Source organism: Streptomyces reniochalinae (assembly GCF_003323735.1).
In the GTDB taxonomy this organism is placed as follows: Bacteria; Actinomycetota; Actinomycetes; order Streptomycetales; family Streptomycetaceae; genus Streptomyces; species Streptomyces reniochalinae.
The window spans coordinates 213,288-232,086 of the sequence record NZ_QOIM01000037.1; the positions used below are offsets into that span (position 1 = coordinate 213,288).

Genomic DNA, 18,799 nt, shown 5'->3' on the forward strand with positions numbered 1-18,799 from the left:
GACGCGACGAACGGACACAGCCGCGACGCCGTGGCTTCCCCTCTCACGGGCACCTCGGCCGCCGCCCCGGCTCCCGGGCCGGAATCCTCCGACACCACGCCACCCGGAAGACCCACACAGGGCGCGGCGTCCCCGAAGCAGGGCGACACCACCGAAGAGGACGCCGGCCGCGCACAGGAGGTTGCCTCCTCGGGCGGCGCGACGCCCGACGACGCGGAGGCCCACCCCACCACCGGCCCCCCGGCTGAGCCGGCCCGCGGCGCGGCAGGCGGCGCCCCCGGCGCACCAGCCGACGACACCGCGGAAGGCCCGGCAGGGGCCCCCTCCGACGCCGAGAGCTCCGCCGCGGACGCCGGTGACGAGACCCCCGCAGAGGACCCCGGCCCCGGGACGGACACCGAGGCAGCAGAGGCAGCCGCATCCGGCGCCGCCACCGACTCCGGCGCGGCCGCCGCCTCCGGCACGGAGGCCGGCTCCGGCACGGACACCGGGCCTGAGACCGAAGCCACAGCGGGGGGCGAAACCGGGCCGGAGACCGAAACCGGCGCGGACCCCCGAGCCGCAGCGGACACCGGAAGCGGAACGGACACCGGACCGGAGGCCGAAGCCGGAGCAGAAGCCGAAGCCGGAACGGACACCGGAAGCGGATCGGGCACCGGGCCGGAGGCCGGAACGAGCGCGGACGCCGGGCCGGAGACCGGGCCGGAGACCGAGACCGGGCCGGAGGCCGGAGCCGCAGATGGGGCCGAAACCGGGCCGGAGGCCGGAGCCGCGGCGGTGCACGGAGCCGCCGAAGGGTCCGCGGAGACCCGCGGACCCGACCTGCACAGTGGCCACAAGCTCGCCCGCCGCTACCGCCTGGAGGAGTGCGTCACCCGCCTCGACGGGTTCAGCAGCTGGCGCGCCGTGGACGAGAAGCTGCGCCGCGCCGTGGGCGTGCACGCGCTGCCCGCCGGCCACTCTCGGGCCCGCCAGGTACTCGCCGCCGCACGCTCGGCCGCGCTGTTGGGCGACCCGCGCTTCGTGCAGGTCCTCGACGCGGTCGAGGAGGACGGTCTCGTCTACGTCGTCCACGAGTGGCTGCCCGACGCCGTGCCGCTCAGCGAGCTGCTCAGCAGCGGCCCCCTGGAGGCGTACGAGGCGTACCAGCTCGTCGGCCAGCTCGCCCAGGGGCTGTCGGCCGCGCACCGCGAGGGGCTGGCGCACCTGCGTCTGAACCCGACCTGCGTGCTGCGCACCGGCATGGGCCAGTACCGCGTCCGGGGGCTGGCCGTGAACGCCGCGCTGCGCGGGGTCACCAGCGATCACCCTCAGCGCGACGACACCGAGGCCATCGGCGCCCTGCTGTACGCGGCGCTCACCCAGCGCTGGCCCTACGAGGACGACGCGCACGGGCTGCCCGGTGTCGGCTCGCTCGACCTGAGCACTCTCGTCGCGCCCGAGCAGGTGCGCGCGGGTGTGCACCGGGGGCTGTCGACGCTGGCCATGCGGGCGCTGGTCAACGACGGCGCGACCGCCTCGCGCCAAGAGCAGCCCTGCGCCACCCCTGAGGAGCTGGCCAAGGCCGTCTCCACGCTGCCCCGCATCCGCCCGCCGGAGCAGAGCTTCACCCCGCCTCCGCCGTACCAGCGCACCACCTACCAGCAGGGCGCGTACGCCGCTCCCGGTGCCGTCGGGACGGCCGCGGCGCGCGTTCCGCCGCACCGGCCGGGCGCCGAGCCCCCGGCTCCGCCCGCGCTTCCCGGCCGTACCGGCAAGGCCCTCAAGTGGGGCGTCTCCGCGTTGCTGATCGCCGCGCTCGGGCTGGGCAGCTGGCAGGTCGCGGACGCGCTGCTGGAGGGCGAGCCGCCGCCGAAGAAGCCCACCAAGCAGGTGCAGGCGCACGACACCTCGGCGCAGACCGGCAAACCCGTCAAGATCGAGGACGTCAAGGACTTCGACCCGCAGGGTGACGGCTCGGAGAACCCGGAGAAGGCGCCGAACGCGATCGACGGCAAGCCCGAGACCTCGTGGGTCACCAGCCACTACATCGGCCGCCCCGACTTCGGCAATCTCAAGTCCGGTGCCGGGCTCGTCCTCGACCTGGGCAAGGTGCGCCAGGTCAGCCGGCTCAAGGTCGACTTCGCCGGCAAGACCTCGGCGAGTTTCCTGGCCGCGCCGAGCAGCGTCTCCACCATGCCGTCGTCCCTGGGGAGCTTCAGCAAGGTCTCCAGCGGCTCGGGGGAGCACCTCACCCTGAAGGCGAAGAAGCCGATCAAGACCCGCTACGTACTGGTGTGGCTCACCAAGCTCCCGCTCTCCGACGACGGCAACTACCGTGGTCGCGTCACGGAGGTCCAGGTCCTCAGTTGAGGCCGGCCCGCCGTGGGTGAGACGGGTGCGGCCGAGGCCGCGGGTGCCGCCTTCCCGGGGAGGGCGGCGGGTGAGGGGAGGGCCGATGGCGAGCGACGACGCGACGCGCCGTCCGCCGCACACGGGCGGTACCGCGCGCAGTGGCGCCGCCCCGCCCGACGCCGGGCAGCGGTGCGAGGCAGCGGACAAGGACGCCCGCGAGGAAGTCGGCAAGGCAGCCGACAAGGATCTTCTCGACCGGCACGTGGCGGGGGATCCCGACGCGTTCGGTGAGCTCGTCCGCCGGCACCGGGACCGGCTGTGGGCCGTCGCGCTGCGGACGCTCGGTGACCGGGAGGAGGCGGCCGACGCCGTGCAGGACGCGCTGATCTCCGCCTACCGCGCCGCACACACCTTCCGCGGCCGGTCCGCCGTCACGACCTGGCTGCACCGCATCACCGTCAACGCCTGCCTGGACCGCGCCCGCAAGGCGGCCTCGCGCCGGGCGGCGCCGACCGACGACACCGAGCGGCTGGAGCAGCTGCTGGAGCCGGAGGAGTCGGCGGCCGGCCCCGTCGAGCGTGACGACGTGCACAGGGAGCTGGTCTCGGCCCTCTCCCAGCTCCCCGCCGAGCAGCGGGCCGCTCTCGTCCTGGTGGACATGCAGGGCTATCCCGTCGCGGAGGCCGCCGAGGTGCTCGATGTGGCCGTCGGCACCGTCAAGAGCCGCTGTGCCCGTGGCCGCGCCCGCCTCCTCCCGCTCGTCTCGCACCTGCGCCCGGGCGCCGACGGAGCCGGGGACGGCGCAGAGGGTGCGCAGAGCACGGAGGGTACGAACGGCACCAAGGGAGGGAACCCGACGAGCGGGGCATCCGTCCCACCACCGAGAGAAGGGCCGCGGAACCCACCGCGGACCACCGTGGACGGCACCACAGGACCTGGGGCAGCGAAGGGAGGAGGACAGGCATGACATCCACTCCTTTCCCGTACGACGAGCACCCGGACGTCGCCGAGATCTCCGCACTCAGCGAGGGCGTCCTGCCCCTCGACCGCGAGCCCGGCCTCCGTGCCCATCTGAGGGAGTGCGTCCTGTGCGCCGAGGTGCGGGACTCCCTGGAGGAGATCCGCGCCTCACTGGGCACGCTGCCCGGCCCCGTACGGATGCCCGAGGGCGTGGCCGCCCGCATCGACGCGGCGCTGGCGGCCGAGGCGCGCACGGTGGCGGAGCCCGGCAGGGACGAGCCGAGCGAGGCCGAAGCCGACGCGGCGGAGGAAGGCGCTGCCGGGGAAGGCGCTGTTTCACGTGAAACGGTGCCGGATGCGCGTGAAACAGCGCCCGACGAGCCGTCCGTGCTGCCGCGGACCGCGAAGGCAGCGGTTTCACGTGAAACGACGCCCGCCCGCCGCTCGGGAGACGACCGTCCCTCCGGACACGCCCCCGGAGCCACCGGCCCCGGTCGCGAGGCGGCCACGGCCGGCACCCGGCGTACCCGCCGCCGCCGGAGGGCCGTGCTCGTGGTCGCGGCCTCCGCCGCCGTGCTGGCTCTCGGCGCGGTCACCCTCCAGGCGCTCTCCGACTCGTCCGGCACCAAGGTCACCTCGGACGGTGCCAAGTCGGCCCCCGAGGGCCGGGCACCGAGCGTGCCCCCGAGCCCCACCGGCTCCCTCACACCCGACACCGACTCCGGTGGCAGCGGCGACGACCATCAGTTGCGCAAGCGCGTCCAGCGGCTGCTGTCCGACCAGCCGGCGTCCTCCCCCACCGAGAGCGCCCCGTCCCCCTCGGAGCCGAGCGACTCGCCCTCGCTGAACGCCGAGAAGAGCCCCAGCACCGGTGAGAACACGCTGCGGGACGACCTGGGAGGCGGCGGCACGACCGTCCCCTCCTGTGTCCGCGACGCCCTCGGCCGTACGGAGACCCCGCTGGCCGTCGACCCCGAGGCCACCTTCGCCGACCGCTCCGGCTACCTGGTCGTCCTCCCGCACCAGGGCGGTGACACGGAGCAGGTGGACGCCTACCTGGTGGACTCCTCCTGCGTCAGCGCCGACCCGCCGCAGCCCGGCGAGGTGCTGTTCACGGGGACCTACCCACGCGGGTGACACGGGGTCGCGAGCCCGGGAATGTCTGCCCCGTAGGATCCGTTGGACGGGGTGAAAGCCTCGGTGCAAGATCCCGGATAGCAGTCGGCAGACAAGGAAGACTCCCGTGAGCGACGTCCGCAACGTCATCATCATCGGCTCGGGCCCGGCCGGATACACGGCAGCGCTCTACACCGCCCGCGCGTCGCTGAAGCCGCTGGTGTTCGAGGGCTCCGTCACAGCGGGCGGCGCCCTGATGAACACCACCGAGGTCGAGAACTTCCCCGGCTTCCAGGAAGGCATCGTCGGCCCGGAGCTCATGGACAACATGCGGGCCCAGGCGGAGCGCTTCGGCGCCGAGCTGATCCCCGACGACGTCACGGCCGTCGACCTGTCGGGGCCGGTCAAGACCGTCACGGACTCCACCGGCACCGTCCACCGTGCCCGTACGGTGATCGTCTCCACCGGTTCGCAGCACCGCACGCTGGGTCTCCCGCTGGAGGAGGAGCTGTCCGGCCGCGGCGTCTCCTACTGCGCCACCTGCGACGGCTTCTTCTTCCGTGAGCAGCACATCGTCGTGGTCGGCGGCGGCGACACGGCCATGGAGGAGGCGACCTTCCTCTCCCGGTTCGCCGCGTCCGTCACCGTCGTCCACCGGCGGGACACCCTCCGGGCCTCAAAGGCGATGCAGGAGCGCGCCTTCGCCGACCCGAAGATCTCCTTCGCCTGGAACAGCGAGGTCGCCGAGATCCACAGCAAGGACGGCAAGCTGTCCGGGCTGACCCTGCGCGACACCGAGAACGGCGAAACCCGCGAGCTGGACGTGACGGGCCTGTTCGTCGCCATCGGCCACGACCCGCGCGTGGAGCTGTTCACAGACGTGCTCACCCTCGACGAGGACGGCTACCTCAAGGTGGACGCCCCCTCCACCCGCACCAACGTGCCCGGCGTCTTCGCGGCGGGCGACGTGGTGGACCACACCTACCGGCAGGCCATCACCGCGGCGGGCACCGGCTGCTCGGCCGCCCTGGACGCCGAGCGCTTCCTGGCGGCGCTCACCGACGTGGAAGCCGAGGAGACCGCCGAGCCGGAGAAGACAGCCGCCGCCGTCTGACCGCGTCGGCCCCCAGCCGTCCCCTTTCGCCAGCTTCAACCCCCACCCGCACACCCCACACCCGAGGAGAAGCACCATGGCCGGTGCCACCGTGACCGCGACCGACGCGAACTTCGATGACGTCGTCCTCAAGAGCGACAAGCCCGTGCTGGTCGACTTCTGGGCGGCCTGGTGCGGTCCGTGCCGTCAGATCGCCCCCTCCCTGGAGGCCATCGCCGCCGAGCACGCCGACAAGCTCACCGTCGTCAAGCTGAACATCGACGAGAACCCGGGCGTCGCCGCGAAGTACGGCATCATGTCGATCCCGACCATGAACGTCTACCAGGGCGGCGAGGTCGTCAAGACCATCGTCGGCGCCAAGCCGAAGGCCGCCATCGAGAAGGACCTCTCCGACTTCATCGGCTGAGAGTCCGACCGGCTGAGGGCCCGGCTCCCTCGTGAGAGCCGGCCGCTTCGCAGGCGGAGGGGCACTCGCCTCCGGACGAACGGCAGCAGGGGCGCGGTTTCACGTGAAACCGCGCCCCTGCTCGTTTTCCGGCTCGCTCTCTACAGCGGCCGGAGCGCCGGCTCCTTGCTGTGCACCTTTCCCAGTAGTTGGTCCAGCGCCCGTTCCATGTCCTGCCGCCAGGAGACGGTCGAGCGCAGCTCCAGCCGCAGCCGGGGAAACCGCGGATGCGGCCGGACGGTCTTGAAACCGACGGCCAGCAGATGGTCGGCGGGCAGCAGGCAGGCCGGCTCCTTCCACTGCGTGTCCCCGAACGCCTCTATCGCCTTGAACCCGCGCCGCAGCAGATCCTTCGCCACCGTCTGCACGATCACCCGGCCGATGCCCTGCCCCTGGAACCCGGGGCGCAGATACGCCGTCATCAGCTGCACGGCGTCGGGGGAGACCGGGCTCGTGGGGAAGGCGAAGGAGCGCGGCACGTAAGCGGGCGGCGCGTAGAGCACATAGCCGACCGGCACCTCGTCGACGTAGACGACCCGGCCGCAGGAGCCCCACTCCAGCAGCACCGCCGAGATCCAGGCCTCCTTCTCCCGGTCCGGGCGGCCCGAGCCGACCGTCTCCTCGTCACTGACCGGGCCCAGCTCCCAGAAGGCGCAGGCACGGCAGCGCTCCGGCAGGTCCGTGAGATTGTCCAGCGTGAGCGGAACGAGCTGTCGCCCCATGGCAGACATCGTAACCATGGGGCGACAGCTCGTCGGCAGGTTTCCGCTGTTGTGACTGGTGCGATGGTCGGCCCGAACCGACCGGCGCTGACCGGCGCGGTGACTACACGGAATCCTCGTCGGCCCGCTCGCCGTCCTCGGGCTCGTCGTCGCCCTGGCCGCCGTCGCCCTCAGCGAGCTTCTGCTGGAGCACCCGGCCCTCCCCGGGAGCGAACTGCCCCAGGATGCGGTCCAGATCCTCCATGGAGGCGAACTCCACGACGATCTTGCCCTTCTTCTGCCCCAGGTCGACCTTCACCCTGGTCTCGAAGCGGTCGGAGAGGCGGCCCGCCAGCTGGTTCAGCGCGGGGGACACCCGGGCGCCGGCCCGGGGGCCCTTCGGCTTGGCCCGCCCCTTGGGCGCGCCGCTCATCAGCGTGACGATCTCCTCGACCGCCCGCACCGACAGCCCCTCGGCCACGATGCGGTGAGCGAGCTTGTCCTGATCCTCACCGTCTTCCACCGACAGCAGGGCGCGCGCGTGCCCGGCGGACAGCACGCCCGCCGCCACCCGGCGCTGCACCGCCGGTGAGAGCCGCAGCAGCCGCAGCGTGTTGGTCACCTGCGAGCGGGAGCGGCCGATCCGCCCGGCGAGCTCATCGTGGGTGCACTCGAAGTCCTTGAGGAGCTGGTCGTAGGCGGCCGCCTCTTCCAGCGGATTCAGCTGCGCCCTGTGCAGGTTCTCCAGCAGCGCGTCCAGGAGGAGCTTCTCGTCCTCGGTGGCCCGGACGATGGCCGGAATCTGCTCCAGCCCCGCCTCACGGCAGGCGCGCCAGCGGCGCTCACCCATGATGAGCTCGAAGCTGCCGGCCTCCAGCTCACGCACCACCACCGGCTGGAGGAGACCAACCTCCTTGATGGAGGTGACCAGTTCGGCGAGGGCGTCCTCGTCGAAGACCTCACGGGGCTGCCGTGGGTTCGGGGTGATCGCGTCGAGCGGCACCTCGGCGAAGAACGCACCGTCCACCGCTCCGGCCGCCGCCTCCGCGGAGGTGTCCTCCTCGGTGGCGGCGCCCTCCTCGCCGGACGCAGCGCCTGGCGTTTCACGTGAAACCCACTCGTCGCTCTCCCGCTGGGAGAGCGCGGCGACCTTCGCGGCTGCCACCCCGCGCGACCCCTGCTCCGGAGAGAGCAGCGGAACGGCGGTGGGGGAGGTGGAGCCCCCCGTGACGCTCGGCGACTGCCGTTCGGAACCCGACTCCGACGAGTCGGCGGTCTCCGTGCTCGTCGGAGCCGCCGGGATCAGCGCACCGAGCCCCCGCCCCAGGCCCCTACGTCGCTCGCTCACTGCCCCTCCGCCGTGCTGCTGTGCTGCTGTGCCTGTTGTGGTTGTGCTGGTGGCTGTCCGAGTGGCTGCTGCTGTGGCGCCTGGAACGGCACCGCGTGCTGCGCCGGTGCCCCCTGGTAGCCCTGCTGGGCCTCCTGCGCCTGCTGAGCTTCCTGCGCCTGCTGGGCCTGCTCGACGTGCGGGTCCCGCAGCGCGATCTCCCGCGCCGCCTCCAGGTAGGAGAGCGAACCGCTGGAACCGGGGTCGTAGGTCAGGACCGTCTGGCCGTAGCTCGGGGCCTCCGAAATACGCACCGAACGTGGGATGTTGGTACGCAGCACCTCCTTACCGAAGTGCCCGCGCACCTCCTCCGCCACCTGGGACGCCAGCCGGGTCCGGCCGTCGTACATCGTCAGAATGATCGTGGAGATGTGCAGCCGAGGGTTCAGATGCCCCCTCACCAGCTCCACGTTGCGCAGCAGTTGGCCCAGCCCCTCCAGTGCGTAGTACTCGCACTGAATGGGGATCAGCACCTCCGCACCGGCCACGAGGGCGTTGACCGTCAGCAGGCCGAGGGAGGGCGGGCAGTCGATGAGGATGTAGTCGAGCGGCTGCTCATACGCCTCGATGGCCCGCTGAAGGCGACTCTCCCGCGCGACCAGCGACACGAGCTCGATCTCCGCACCGGCGAGATCGATGGTCGCCGGGGCGCAGAAGAGCCCCTCCACGTCCGGCACCGGCTGGACGACCTCGGAGAGCGGCTTACTCTCCACCAACACGTCGTAGATCGAGGGCACTTCGGCGTGGTGGTCCACGCCCAGCGCCGTCGACGCGTTGCCCTGCGGGTCGAGGTCGACCACCAGAACGCGGGCCCCGTGCAGCGCCAGCGAGGCGGCGAGGTTCACGGTCGTCGTGGTCTTGCCGACCCCGCCTTTCTGGTTGGCGACCACCATGACCCGGGTCTGGGCCGGCCGCGGCAGACCCTCCCCGGCTCTGTTCATCGCCTCGACCGCCTGCTGGGCGGCGCGGCCAATGGGGGTGTCATCCATGGGCGGTGGCGTTTCACGTGCCGCGTCACCGCGGGGAGCGCCCCCGCCCACGCTGGTATCCCCCGACTCTGTCCGGGGACCGGGGACCGGGTCGGCCATCGGTCCCGCGATGTTGGCGTCGGACCGCAACGGTTCACTCTCCTCACCATCAGGCTCGCTATGGACAGAGCCTCCCATGCTTTCGGTGTCGCGAACCAGCGAGCCCCACTCAGTTGCGGACGAATCCACGTCGGAGCGGGGCTGGGGGGTGGGTGCGGTCCGGCCGCGCGCACCGGCGGCGGCGCGGCCTCGGTTGATGATTCCGTGCAACAGAGAGCGACGTTTCACGTGAAACACGATGCACGCGGCCCTGACGGGTGCCGCCGCGACACTCCGCGCCACGGTGCCGTAAGCGTTTTTATGGAGTAACCGCGTAACCGAATCAGCGTTTCAGCGCCGACCGCGACCGCGGCGGCTTCCGTGACCGCGCGGTGGCTCCCCTGACCGGGGCCGCGGTGGCCGGGCCGCTGTCGGCCCGGCCGTGGGCTCAGCGGCCGCGCCGCCCGCCGCGTGCCGCGCGGCGGGCCGCCTTCTCGGCCTTGGCCCGCCTGGCGGCGAAGCGGACACCGCCCGGGCTCTCACCGACCCGGGCCCGCACCACCGTCGAGAGGGGCTCCACCACGCCGCGGCCGATCTGCTCCACCGTGGTCTCCACGACCCCCAGCTTGTGCAGTGCGTCGCGCGCCGTGCGGACCTCCTCCTCGGCGGTGTCGCCCTTGAGGGCCACCATCTCGCCGTAGGGGCGCAGCAGCGGCACGCCCCAGCCGGCCAGCCGGTCCAGCGGTGCGACCGCGCGTGCGGTCACCACGTGCACCGGCGTCAGCGTGCCCAGCATCTCCTCGGCCCGCCCACGCCGCACCGTCACGTGGTCGAGCCCCAGCAGTTCGACGACCTCCTGTAGGAAGGTCGTCCGCCGCAGCAGCGGTTCCAGCAGCGTGATCTCCAGGTCCGGGCGCACGAGCGCCAGCGGAATCCCCGGCAGTCCGGCGCCCGAGCCGACGTCGCAGACGGAGACGCCCTCGGGCACCACCTCGGAAAGCACCACGCAGTTGAGCAGGTGCCGTTCCCACAGCCGCGGCACCTCGCGCGGACCGAGCAGGCCCCGCCGTACTCCGGCGTCCGCCAGCAGTTCGGCGTACCGCCGCACGGCGGGGAGACTGTCCCCGAACGCCTTGTGTGCCGCCTCGGGAGCGGGCGGCAGGTCCGCCGCGTGCTCCTGCGGCTCCCCCGCGTCCCCGCTCACGGGAGGACGACCACGCAGCGCTGCGGCTCCTCGCCCTCGGACTCGCTGCGCAGTCCGGCGGCCTTCACCGCGTCGTGCACGACCTTGCGCTCGAACGGGGTCATGGGACGCAGCTTCACCGGCTCGCCCGAGCCCTTGGCCTCCTTGGCCGCCTGCTCGCCCAGCTCCGCCAGCTCCTCGCGCTTGCGGGCACGGAAGCCGGCCACGTCCAGCATCAGCCTGCTGCGGTCGCCCGTCTCACGGTGCACGGCAAGCCGCGTCAGCTCCTGCAAGGCCTCCAGCACCTCACCGTCCTTGCCGACCAGCTTCTGCAGATCGCGCGAGGTGCCCTCGCTGACGATCGAGACCACGGCGCGGTCGGCCTCGACGTCCATGTCGATGTCGCCGTCCAGGTCGGCGATGTCGAGCACGCCCTCGAGGTAGTCGGCCGCGATCTCACCCTCCTGTTCCAGACGGGTCAGGCTGTCGGTCTCGGCCTCGGTGCTCTCGAGGCCGGTCGCATCCGTGCTCTCGGGAGCGTCCGTGCTCTCGGGGGCGGTCGTGTCCGTCACGGCGGGGACTCCTTCGGTGCTCACTTCTTGGAGGGGTGCTTGGGACGCTGGGGGCCCTTGCGCTGCTGCCCGGTCTTCTTCTGACCCGACTTGGCCTGGCCGCCGCCCTGCTTGTGACCGCTCTGCTTGGCGCCGCCCTGCTGCTTGCCCGACGCCTTCTGGCCCGAGCCCTTCTGGCCTGCGCTCTTCTGGCCGCCCTTGCCGGTGGCGGAACCGCCCGCGGTGCCGGACTTCTCAGCGGAGCCGGATTCCTCGGCGGAGCCCGACTCGTCCTTCTCCAGCGACGCGGTGGCCGAGGAGGCGCCACCCTGCTTGGAGCCCGCGGCGAGGGGGCCGCCCTGCCGCTGTGCCTTCGTCTGGCGCTTGGGCTGCTGACGGCGGGACCTGGCGGCCTCGGCGGCCTCGCGGGCCTCGACCTCCTTCGGGTCCTCCTTGAGCTTGCCCGCGGCCCGCAGCCGCTCCTGGCGCTCCTTGTAGGCGCGGGAGCCGGGTGTGGGGTTGCGCTTGATCACGAAGAGCTGCTGGCACATCGTCCACACGTTGGTGGTCAGCCAGTAGATGAGGACACCGACGGGGAAGTTGATACCGAAGACGGCGAACATGACGGGGAAGACGTACATCAGCATCTTCTGCTGCTGCATGAACGGCGTCTTCACCGTCAGGTCGACGTTCTTGGTCATCAGCTGGCGCTGCGTGTAGAACTGCGACGCCGACATCAGGACGATCATGATGACCGTGACGATGCGGACGTCGACGAGGGTCGCGGCCAGGTCGCTGACCTGCTCGGCGCCGTCCATGAACTTCGCGGCGATCGGGGCACCGAAGATCTTCGCGCTACGGGCGCTGTCGACCTGCTGGGCGTTGAGCACGCCCACCGGCTTGTTGTCCGCGATGTGGCTGAGCACCCGGAAGAGGGCGATGAAGAACGGCGACTGCGCGAGGATCGGCAGGCAGCTGGAGAGCGGGTTGGTGCCCGTCTCCTTGTAGAGCTTCATCATCTCTTCGCTCTGGCGCTGCTTGTCGCTCTTGTAGCGCTCCTGGATCGCCTTCATCTTCGGCTGGAGCGCCTGCATGTTCCGGGTCGACTTGATCTGCTTCACGAAGAGCGGGATCAGGCAGATCCGGATCAGCACCACCAGGAAGAAGATGGACAGACCCCAGGCCCAGCCGCTGTCCGGGTCGAAGACCAGGCCGAACAGCGAATGGAACTGGACAATGATCCAGGAGACAGCGGTATAGAGAGGACTCAGGATCGTGTCCACGAATCAGGCTCCTTGGGCGTTGGACTGGGTCCGGTGCTGCTGCCAGCGGGAGCGGATCCGCTGGTGCCATACCGGGTGCTTCCGGGCGGGGACATGGTCGACGCCACCGGGCGACCACGGGTTGCAGCGCAGGATGCGCCAGGCCGTCAGTGCCGTCCCCTTCACGGCGCCATGGCGGTGGATGGCCGTGTAGCCGTAGTGGGAGCACGACGGGTAATACCGGCACACGGGGCCGAGCATCGGACTGATCGTCCACTGGTACAGCTTGATCAACCACAGCAGCGGGTACTTCACGGCGCTCTCCCTCCCGGTTCGCGGCCGGGATCGCGGGGGCTGTCCCCCGAGGCGGCGGAGCGAGGGGACCCTTTGAGCAGCTTCCGCAGCGCGGCGTCCAGATCACGGACCAGCTCCGTGTGGTCCGCCTCTCCCGCGCCGGGCAGCGCCCGTACGACAACCAGGCTACCTGCGGGCAGCTTGCACAGACGTTCGCGCATCAGGGGGCGCAGACGCCGCTTCACACGGTTACGGACGACGGCGTTGCCGACGGCCTTGCTCACGACGAAACCCGCACGCGTCGGAGGGACTGCCCCCTCCGACGCGTGCGGGTCCGTTCGACTGCGTAGATGGACGACGAGGAGCGGGCGTCCGGCCCGGCGTCCTCGGCGTACCGCGGTCGCGAAGTCCTCGCGCCGCCTCAGCCGGTTCTCGGTAGGCAGCACGTCATGGACCTGTGGTCAGGCTGCTCAGGCCGACAGGCGGGCGCGACCCTTGCTGCGGCGGTTCGCGACGATCGCGCGGCCGGCGCGGGTCCGCATGCGCAGCCGGAAGCCGTGGGTCTTCGCGCGGCGACGGTTGTTCGGCTGGAAGGTGCGCTTGCTCACTCGGGGGCTCCAGGGATGCTTCGTGTCCCACGGACACCGCAGGACAGGGTGTGGGGAGTCGACTGGCTGTCACCGTGCGCCCACGAGTAGCTCGCAACGCCCGAGTGTGCACCGCTTCATGATCGATCGGGCGAACCCGGCGATCTTGCCCATCGGAGGCAGGCGGCAGCAGCCGTCGACACTCGACCTGGTTACGGTACGCGCGCTTACGCCATCCGGTCAAACCCGCGCCGACGGGGCGCCCGGGCCCCGCGCACGGGAGCCGCGGTCCTGCCGCACCGCTTCCGCCCCCGCCCCGCGTCCTACCCGCTACCCGCGGCCCGCCCGCGCCCATTACCGCACTCGTACGGCACTCGTGCACAGCCTGTGGACAACGACTTGAACGGGGCAGGTCCGCGTGACTACCGTGGCCGAACTTCCTTTTCTTCCCGGCCGTCCCCGGAACCACACATGCGAGGGACCTGGTCGGTCACCGGACGACGACCGTCACCCAGCGCGTGACCCGTCACCCAGCGAGTGAGAGAGCGTGCCCTGTGGCTGACCTACCTGCCGATCTTGCCGCAGTGTGGCCACGGGTGCTGGAACAGCTTTTGCGCGAGGGGCGCGAAGGAAGCAGCGTCGAGGCGAAGGACCAGCGCTGGCTGCAGGACTGCCAGCCCCTCGTACTGGTCTCGGGCACCGCGCTGCTGGGCGTACCGAACGAGTACGCGAAGCAGGTCCTGGAGGGCCGGCTCGCCCCGGCGATCACCGAAGCGCTGAGCCGGGAGTGCCGGCAACCGATCCGCCTGGCGATCACGGTCACGGGGCCGATGCCGCAGGCCGCCTCTCCCGCGCCCCCGCCGGCGCCGGCCGCCGCCTCGATCCCGTCGCCCACGCCGGCCCCCGAGCAGCAGCCCCAGCCCGCGCAGCGGGAGAGCGCCTACGAACCGGCGTACGACAGCTACGCACCGCGCGAGACCTACGACGGCTACGACCAGCACGACGACCGCGGCCCCCAGCAGAGCGGCCCCCAGCAGGGCGGCCCGCAACACGGCGGCCCGCAACACGGTCCCCCGTCCGCCCCGGCCGCCCACGACCCCCAGGGTCAGCAGGCCCCGCAGGACCGCTACGACCAGCAGGACCGGTTCGACCAGCCGGAACGCTACGAGCGGTACGAGGGCCGCGAGCAGTATGAGAGCCGGGAGGTCCCGGGGGCCCGCTCCGCGTACCCCGAGTACACGCACGGCCCGGGCCCCGCGCCCGGACCGTCCTCGTGGCAGCAGCGGCGCGACCCGTACCCCCCGCAGCACCAGCGGCCCCCGCACTACGACCACCGGCAGCAGTCCTACGAGCAACAGGGCTACGAGCCGCAGACGTACGACCAGCAGCCGTACGACCAGCCGAGCTACGACCAGCAGTCGTACGACGCCTACGAACCGCAGCCCCAGCACCAACGCCAGCCGCCGCAACAGCCGCAGACGCAGCACCAGCCACAGCACCAGCCACAGCACCAGCAGCGGCCCCGGCCACAGGTGCCGCCGCAGGGTCGGCCGCCCGCCCCGCACTACGACAGCCCGTCCCAGCTGCCGGCGCCCAGCGGCGCGCCGGGGCCGCTGGCCGCGCAGCCCGCGCCCGCGACCGGGCCGGGGGAGCCGACGGCACGGCTGAATCCGAAGTACCTCTTCGACACCTTCGTGATCGGAGCCTCGAACCGCTTCGCGCACGCCGCGGCCGTCGCCGTGGCGGAGGCTCCGGCCAAGGCATACAACCCGCTGTTCATCTACGGCGAGTCGGGCCTCGGCAAGACGCACCTGCTGCACGCGATCGGGCACTACGCGCGCAGCCTCTACCCAGGCACGCGCGTGCGGTACGTCAGCTCGGAGGAGTTCACCAACGAGTTCATCAACTCCATCCGCGACGGCAAGGCGGACGCGTTCCGCAAGCGCTACCGCGACATGGACATCCTGCTCGTCGACGACGTCCAGTTCCTGGCGGACAAGGAGTCGACGCAGGAGGAGTTCTTCCACACCTTCAACACCCTGCACAACGCCAACAAGCAGATCGTGCTCTCCAGCGACCGGCCGCCCAAAGCGCTGGAGACGCTGGAGGACCGGCTGCGCAACCGCTTCGAGTGGGGGCTGATCACCGACGTCCAGCCGCCCGAGCTGGAGACGCGCATCGCGATCCTCCGCAAGAAGGCGGTGCAGGAGCAGCTCAACGCACCGCCCGAGGTGCTGGAGTTCATCGCCTCCCGCATCTCGCGCAACATCCGCGAGCTGGAGGGCGCGCTGATCCGGGTGACGGCCTTCGCGAGCCTGAACCGGCAGCCGGTCGACCTCGGGCTGACGGAGATCGTGCTCAAGGACCTGATCCCCGGCGGCGAGGACGCGACTCCGGAGATCACCGCGCCGGCCATCATGGCGGCCACCGCCGACTACTTCGGGCTGACGGTGGACGACCTGTGCGGTTCCTCGCGCAGCCGCGTGCTGGTGACGGCGCGCCAGATCGCCATGTACCTGTGCAGGGAGCTGACGGATCTGTCGCTGCCGAAGATCGGGGGACAGTTCGGCGGCCGCGACCACACCACGGTGATGCACGCCGACCGGAAAATCCGCGCGCTGATGGCGGAGCGGCGCTCCATCTACAACCAGGTCACGGAGCTGACCAACCGCATCAAGAACGGCTGACGAAGCAGCTGACGCGCGGCCTGCGGGCAGCGAAGGCCCCTGGGGAGTTCTCCCCGGGGGCCCTTCGCTGTTCGATTCGGAGGGTGCCGAGCGGCTCGGTCCACAGTTGTGGCCGGTTCACCGCGTCCACACCCTGGGGACCCTCGCCGTTGTCCCAAGGGCGTCCACAACCGGGCCCGTGGGAGAGTGTTCGCCGAGGTCACCCCCCTGTGTATTTGTGGGCGGCCGCTGTCCACAGCTGTGGAGGGCCGAAGCGGCCGTCGGCGGCCCGGCGACTTGTCCACCGCCCGCCCACAGGATGAGGCCGCTTTTCCCCAGTGAACAGCCACTTCTCCACAGAACTGTCCACTGTTCGGCAACGCAACGCGCCCGCTCACCGGTCCGAGTGAAAGCCGTCACATCGAGGCCGGGGATTGGGCTGTGGGAAAGGTGGGTAAATCTGTGGGCGCCGCTGTGGGGAAACCCCCTCTGCCTGTGGGCGGGTTGTGGGGAACTTTTCGGCGTCCACAGCGAAGGCCCCTTCGTCCACGGGTCCACCCACAGGCGCGGTGGACAAAATTCCGGCTCTGAGCTGGGCAGATGGGCTTTTCCACGGTTTCCACAGCCCCTACTACTACGACGACACCTAGAGAGCCCCGGATTCGCTTCGAAGTGGGGGCTGTGCACAACTCGGCGCCTCGCGCCTCGGGCCGGTTCGGCGCGACTTGACCCGCACCCGCTTCCGCTGTCGGTTCCGTGCGTCAGACTGGTCTCCGGCAACAGCACGTAAGAAGGCAGCGCGGGAGGCGGCTGAAGGTGAAGATCCGGGTTGAACGGGATGTCCTCGCGGAGGCGGTGGCATGGACGGCCAAGAGCCTCCCCGCCCGACCGCCGGTGCCGGTGCTCGCGGGCCTGCTGCTGAAGGCGGACGACGGCGCACTGAGCCTCTCCGGCTTCGACTACGAGGTGTCGGCGCGGGTCTCGGTCGAGGCCGAGGTCGAGGAGGAGGGCACGGTCCTGGTGTCGGGCCGGCTGCTGGCCGACATCTGCCGCGCGCTCCCCAACCGTCCGGTGGAGATCTCCACAGACGGTGTACGGGCGACCGTGGTGTGCGGCTCCTCGCGCTTCACTCTGCACACCCTGCCGGTGGAGGAGTACCCGGCGCTTCCGGAGATGCCGTCGGCCACCGGCACCGTCCCCGGTGAGGTCTTCGCCGCCGCCGCCCAGCAGGTGGCCATCGCGGCGGGGCGGGACGACACCCTGCCGGTGCTCACCGGTGTGCGCATCGAGATCGAGGGCGACACCGTCACGCTGGCCTCCACCGACCGCTACCGCTTCGCGGTCCGCGAGTTCCTGTGGAAGCCGGAGACGCCGGAGGCCTCGGCGGTGGCGCTGGTGCCGGCCAAGACGCTGCTGGACACCGCGAAGTCGCTCAGCGGCGGCGACAGCGTCACGCTGGCGCTCTCGGGCTCGGGCTCCGGTGAGGGCCTCATCGGCTTCGAGGGCGCCGGGCGGCGGACGACGACGCGGCTGCTGGAGGGCGATCTGCCCAAGTACCGCACGCTGTTCCCGACCGAGTTCAACTCGGTGGCCGTGATCGAGACGGCGCCGTTCGTGGAGGCCGTCAAGCGCGTGGCGCTGGTCGCGGAGCGCAACACTCCGGTGCGGCTGAGCTTCGAGCAGGGTGTGCTGACGCTGGAGGCCGGGTCGAGCGACGACGCACAGGCTGTGGAGCGCGTGGACGCCGATCTGGACGGTGACGACATCTCGATCGCCTTCAACCCCGGCTTCCTGCTGGAGGGCCTGAGCGCGATCGACTCGCCGGTGGCGCAGCTGTCGTTCACCACCTCGACCAAGCCGGCGCTGCTGAGCGGCCGTCCCGCCAAGGACGCGGAGGCCGACGAGGCGTACAAGTACCTGATCATGCCGGTGCGGCTGTCGGGCTGACGCCTCCGCCGCCGGGCCGGCGCCCGGCACCGGCCCGGCGGCCGACAGCCGGGCCCGTCCGCTGCCCTGCGGTCTCGTACGTACGGTGCCTGGCGCCGGAGTCGGCTTCCGGCGGGTGACCGGCGGACCGCCCCGGTGGCGCCCTGCCCACAGCCTGTGGAGGCGTAGGGTCGAATGCGCACGAAACTGCGGAAACGCGGGATACGCGAGATACGCAAGAAACACAGCTAAGGGGCAGTGATGGAGCTCGGTCTGGTCGGTCTCGGGAAGATGGGCGGCAACATGCGTGAGCGCATCCGCCGCGGGGGCCACACGGTCATCGGGTACGACCGTAATCCGGACATCGCGGACGTCGGCAGCCTCGAGGAGCTGGTGGGGTCGCTCAGCGGGCCGCGCGTGGTGTGGGTGATGGTGCCGTCGGGCGCGGCCACCCAGTCGACCGTCGACGAGCTGGCCGAGCTGCTCTCCCCCGGCGACCTGGTGGTCGACGGCGGGAACTCGCGCTGGACCGACGACGAGAAGCACGCCGAGGAGCTGAAGGCCAAGGGCATCGGCTTCGTCGACTGCGGTGTGTCGGGCGGCGTGTGGGGCCTGGAGAACGGCTACGCGCTGATGTACGGCGGCTCCGCCGAGGACGTGGCGAAGGTGCAGCCGGTCTTCGACGCGCTCAAGCCCGAGGGGAAGTTCGGCTCCGTCCACGCGGGCAAGGTCGGTGCGGGCCACTTCGCGAAGATGGTCCACAACGGCATCGAGTACGCGATGATGCAGTCCTTCGCCGAGGGCTGGGAGCTGCTGGAGTCCGCCGACTCGGTGACCGACGTGCGTGAGGTCTTCCGGTCCTGGCAGGAGGGCACGGTCATCCGCTCGTGGCTGCTGGACCTGGCGGTCAAGGCGCTGGACAGCGACGAGCACCTGGAGGCGCTGCGCGGCTACGCGGCCGACTCGGGCGAGGGCCGCTGGACGGTGGAGGCGGCGATCGACAACGCGGTGCCGCTGCCGGCGATCACCGCGTCGCTGTTCGCCCGGTTCTCCTCCCGGCAGGACGACTCCCCGCAGATGAAGATGATCGCCGCGCTGCGCAACCAGTTCGGCGGGCACGCGGTGACGGCTGCCGACAAGGTGGGGGAGATGGGCGCCGACGCTCCGGGTGCCGACGTCACCCCGCCCACGGGGGGCTGAGCGCGC

The 18,799-nt window shown here is 71.4% G+C and carries 16 protein-coding genes and 1 pseudogene; 8 read left to right on the forward strand and 9 right to left on the reverse strand.

The annotated features are described in order from the left end of the window. Positions 1–663: 663 nt before the first annotated feature. From DQ392_RS18800 to trxA, 5 genes and pseudogenes are all read left to right on the forward strand, one after another. Positions 664–2,352 (forward strand): annotated as a pseudogene (locus DQ392_RS18800) (protein kinase family protein); the annotation flags it as partial. An 85-nt stretch (positions 2,353–2,437) separates the two neighbouring features. Next, positions 2,438–3,301, forward strand: coding sequence for an RNA polymerase sigma factor SigM (sigM, locus tag DQ392_RS18805; protein WP_114016788.1), 864 nt, complete (start codon positions 2,438–2,440; stop codon positions 3,299–3,301). Beyond that, positions 3,298–4,431: a hypothetical protein gene (locus DQ392_RS18810; RefSeq protein WP_114016789.1), complete on the forward strand. Its 1,134-nt coding sequence runs from the start codon at positions 3,298–3,300 to the stop codon at positions 4,429–4,431. Before sigM ends, DQ392_RS18810 begins: the two co-directional genes overlap by 4 nt. Positions 4,432–4,537: 106 nt before the next feature. Then, positions 4,538–5,524: a thioredoxin-disulfide reductase gene (gene trxB / locus DQ392_RS18815; RefSeq protein ID WP_114016790.1), complete on the forward strand. Its 987-nt coding sequence runs from the start codon at positions 4,538–4,540 to the stop codon at positions 5,522–5,524. 76 nt (positions 5,525–5,600) lie between these two features. Beyond that, positions 5,601–5,930: a thioredoxin gene (trxA, locus tag DQ392_RS18820; protein ID WP_114016791.1), complete on the forward strand. Its 330-nt coding sequence runs from the start codon at positions 5,601–5,603 to the stop codon at positions 5,928–5,930. A gap of 140 nt (positions 5,931–6,070) precedes the next feature. Here the strand turns inward: trxA and DQ392_RS18825 are convergent, their stop codons facing one another. The 9 genes from DQ392_RS18825 to rpmH form a co-directional block, all read right to left on the reverse strand. Beyond that, complete coding sequence (locus DQ392_RS18825) at positions 6,071–6,691, reverse strand: GNAT family N-acetyltransferase (protein WP_114016792.1); 621 nt, start codon at positions 6,689–6,691, stop codon at positions 6,071–6,073. A gap of 103 nt (positions 6,692–6,794) precedes the next feature. Beyond that, entirely contained in the window at positions 6,795–8,018 is a 1,224-nt protein-coding gene (locus tag DQ392_RS18830; protein WP_114016793.1) for a ParB/RepB/Spo0J family partition protein, read from the reverse strand. Continuing rightward, complete coding sequence (locus DQ392_RS18835) at positions 8,015–9,223, reverse strand: ParA family protein (protein WP_245981646.1); 1,209 nt, start codon at positions 9,221–9,223, stop codon at positions 8,015–8,017. Before DQ392_RS18835 ends, DQ392_RS18830 begins: the two co-directional genes overlap by 4 nt. A gap of 349 nt (positions 9,224–9,572) precedes the next feature. Further along, the gene (gene rsmG, locus DQ392_RS18840; protein ID WP_114016795.1) at positions 9,573–10,328 is read right to left on the reverse strand and encodes a 16S rRNA (guanine(527)-N(7))-methyltransferase RsmG; all 756 of its coding nucleotides are present in this window, start codon (positions 10,326–10,328) and stop codon (positions 9,573–9,575) included. Further along, complete coding sequence (locus DQ392_RS18845; protein ID WP_114016920.1) at positions 10,325–10,789, reverse strand: Jag family protein; 465 nt, start codon at positions 10,787–10,789, stop codon at positions 10,325–10,327. The genes rsmG and DQ392_RS18845 overlap by 4 nt, the downstream gene beginning before the upstream one ends. 110 nt (positions 10,790–10,899) lie before the next feature. Further along, entirely contained in the window at positions 10,900–12,141 is a 1,242-nt protein-coding gene (yidC, locus tag DQ392_RS18850; RefSeq protein ID WP_114016796.1) for a membrane protein insertase YidC, read from the reverse strand. Positions 12,142–12,144: 3 nt separating this feature from the next. After that, entirely contained in the window at positions 12,145–12,435 is a 291-nt protein-coding gene (yidD, locus tag DQ392_RS18855; RefSeq protein WP_114016797.1) for a membrane protein insertion efficiency factor YidD, read from the reverse strand. Beyond that, the gene (gene rnpA, locus DQ392_RS18860) at positions 12,432–12,860 is read right to left on the reverse strand and encodes a ribonuclease P protein component (RefSeq protein ID WP_114016798.1); all 429 of its coding nucleotides are present in this window, start codon (positions 12,858–12,860) and stop codon (positions 12,432–12,434) included. Before rnpA ends, yidD begins: the two co-directional genes overlap by 4 nt. Positions 12,861–12,884: 24 nt before the next feature. Continuing rightward, positions 12,885–13,022 carry a 50S ribosomal protein L34 gene (gene rpmH, locus DQ392_RS18865; RefSeq protein ID WP_016906158.1) on the reverse strand — a complete coding sequence of 46 codons (138 nt, stop codon included), beginning with the start codon at positions 13,020–13,022 and terminating at the stop codon, positions 12,885–12,887. A gap of 533 nt (positions 13,023–13,555) precedes the next feature. Between rpmH and dnaA the strand changes: the two genes are divergently transcribed. The 3 genes from dnaA to gnd all read left to right on the forward strand — a co-directional run bounded on the left by dnaA (position 13,556) and on the right by gnd (position 18,793). Beyond that, on the forward strand, positions 13,556–15,688 hold the full coding sequence (gene dnaA, locus DQ392_RS18870; protein WP_114016799.1) for a chromosomal replication initiator protein DnaA: 2,133 nt from the start codon (positions 13,556–13,558) through the stop codon (positions 15,686–15,688). Positions 15,689–16,483: 795 nt separating this feature from the next. Further along, the gene (gene dnaN, locus DQ392_RS18875; protein WP_114016800.1) at positions 16,484–17,614 is read left to right on the forward strand and encodes a DNA polymerase III subunit beta; all 1,131 of its coding nucleotides are present in this window, start codon (positions 16,484–16,486) and stop codon (positions 17,612–17,614) included. A 240-nt stretch (positions 17,615–17,854) separates the two neighbouring features. Continuing rightward, complete coding sequence (gene gnd / locus DQ392_RS18880) at positions 17,855–18,793, forward strand: phosphogluconate dehydrogenase (NAD(+)-dependent, decarboxylating) (protein WP_114016801.1); 939 nt, start codon at positions 17,855–17,857, stop codon at positions 18,791–18,793. The last annotated feature ends 6 nt before the right edge of the window (positions 18,794–18,799 follow it).